At 47.3% G+C, this 1,841-nt stretch carries 2 protein-coding genes and 1 pseudogene; 1 reads left to right on the top strand and 2 read right to left on the bottom strand.

Going from position 1 to position 1,841, the window contains the following annotated elements; all coding sequences use genetic code 11:
• Window positions 1-94: 94 nt before the first annotated feature.
• Window positions 95-427, bottom strand: a complete 333-nt coding sequence (grxD, locus tag KDK16_RS02405; protein WP_257274494.1) for a Grx4 family monothiol glutaredoxin — start codon at window positions 425-427, stop codon at window positions 95-97.
• A gap of 447 nt (window positions 428-874) precedes the next feature.
• Between grxD and KDK16_RS02400 the strand changes: the two genes are divergently transcribed.
• On the top strand, window positions 875-1,264 hold the full coding sequence (locus KDK16_RS02400; RefSeq protein WP_257274493.1) for a hypothetical protein: 390 nt from the start codon (window positions 875-877) through the stop codon (window positions 1,262-1,264).
• Here KDK16_RS02400 and KDK16_RS02395 read toward each other — a convergent pair.
• Window positions 1,245-1,841 (bottom strand): annotated as a pseudogene (locus tag KDK16_RS02395) (5-methyltetrahydropteroyltriglutamate--homocysteine S-methyltransferase); the annotation flags it as partial. The gene KDK16_RS02400 and the pseudogene KDK16_RS02395 sit on opposite strands and share 20 nt — an antisense overlap.

Genomic DNA, 1,841 nt, shown 5'->3' with positions numbered 1-1,841 from the left:
GACCAATTTATTGCAACCGCAGTAGGACAGCCTTAAGTCCGACAGGCTGCTAGGCGGGAGGATCATATCCTCCCCACCTTGAAGAAGGCCAAAATTATTCAGCGCTTTCCTCTTTGCCTGCAGCGGCCTTGATCATCTTCTGAAGATCGCCGCTGTCATACATCTCAATCAGAATGTCGCTACCGCCAACCAGCTCACCCTTAATCCACAGCTGTGGGAAGGTTGGCCAGTTAGCGTATTTTGGCAGATTGGCACGAATTTCCGGATTAGCCAGAATGTCTACATAGGCGAACTGCTCGCCACAAGCCATTAAAACCTGCACCGCCTTGGAGGAAAATCCACACTGAGGCAGCTTGGGAGAACCTTTCATGTAGAGCAGGATGTCATGTGTTTCAATCTGCTCTTTAATTTGATCCATGATATCCATGAAATCACCTCATCACCGAAATGGAATCAACGGCTTTTATATAAGTAACTAACCAGGTACTTAAGCTGTTGGCACTGGCATAGCATTCTAAAGAAAATACCTGACTTACACCATTGGTTATACCAAAATCCGGGCAGATAACGACTGCCTGACGGTTGCCTGATGCAGGAACTTAACGTTCTTCACATCAGTCTAAAACCTTTAAATAATTATCTTACGAGATATGTAAGTACACACAAACACAGATACATTATTACGATCTCTCTGACAAAGAGCCTGAATACATTGCAAAACGCCCACGAAAACCAAGATCAAAACTTCTCTTGTTCCCACTGGTTCAGGCTGCTTTATACATCTATCTTTAAGCCTTCGAGACTCTTAATTAAGGATTTTAATTGAATGTTAAACAAGAATACTTTTCGCTCAGACAGCCTTTATCAGAGGCTCTTGATCATTTCCCTGGCACTGATGTTATCAGGGTGCACCGGGTTCGTTCAAACCAAAGAACCAACCCTAAACCAGTACCAACTGGATACAAACCTGATCATTGACGAGCGCCCCCTGGAACCCCAGAGCATCACCATCTCAGCGGATCAAGGCACCACTCTCTATTTCGAAGATGCTGAAAATAACCAACTTTACAAAGTTTTCTACATGCTAAAGCCTGGTGAGCAAAAGGGAACGGTAGAAGTTTTCACCAGCGTCCATACCGAACTGATGGCGCCCTCATTTCTGACTTATGAAGGGGAAGAAGCTTCTGCCGTCACTTCCCCCCCAAAACCACCTGTCATTGAAGTTAAGGTCAGGGCATCACCGGTTAAGCCAGCTCATCCCTGAGTTCGTTAGCCACCTGCACCATATTGCTCAGGGCTGCTTCCACCTCGGGCCAATCCCGGGTTTTGAGACCACAGTCCGGGTTGACCCATAAACGCTGCGCAGGGATTTTTTCAGCGGCTTTCTTCATCAGCTGTTTCATCCACTGTGGCTCGGGAACGTTGGGGGAGTGGATGTCATATACTCCGGGCCCGATCTCATTGGGATACTCAAACTGCTCAAAAGCATCCAGTAACTCCATGTCAGATCTGGAGGTCTCTATGGTGATGACATCGGCATCCATTGCTGCGATGTACTCAATGATGTCGTTAAACTCGCTATAACACATGTGGGTATGAATCTGGGTTTCATCCTGAACGCCACTGGCAGCGATCCTGAAGCTTTTTACTGCCCAGTTCAGATAGTCAGGCCAGTCTTGCTTAGACAAGGGTAAGCCTTCGCGAATCGCCGGTTCATCAATCTGGATAATGCCAATACCCGCCTTTTCCAGATCCACGGCTTCGTCCCTGAGCGCCAGAGCCAGTTGCAAGCAGGATACACTACGATCCACATCTTCCCGGGGGAAAGACCAACAGAGAAT

It is taken from the genome of Endozoicomonas sp. SESOKO4, assembly GCF_024606275.1.
This window is presented reverse-complemented; position numbering and strand designations above follow the sequence as displayed.

Bases quoted from the DNA above. Each gene is read 5' to 3' on its own strand.
- grxD (WP_257274494.1), bottom strand. From the start codon at position 427: ATGGATATCATGGATCAAATTAAAGAGCAGATTGAAACACATGACATC.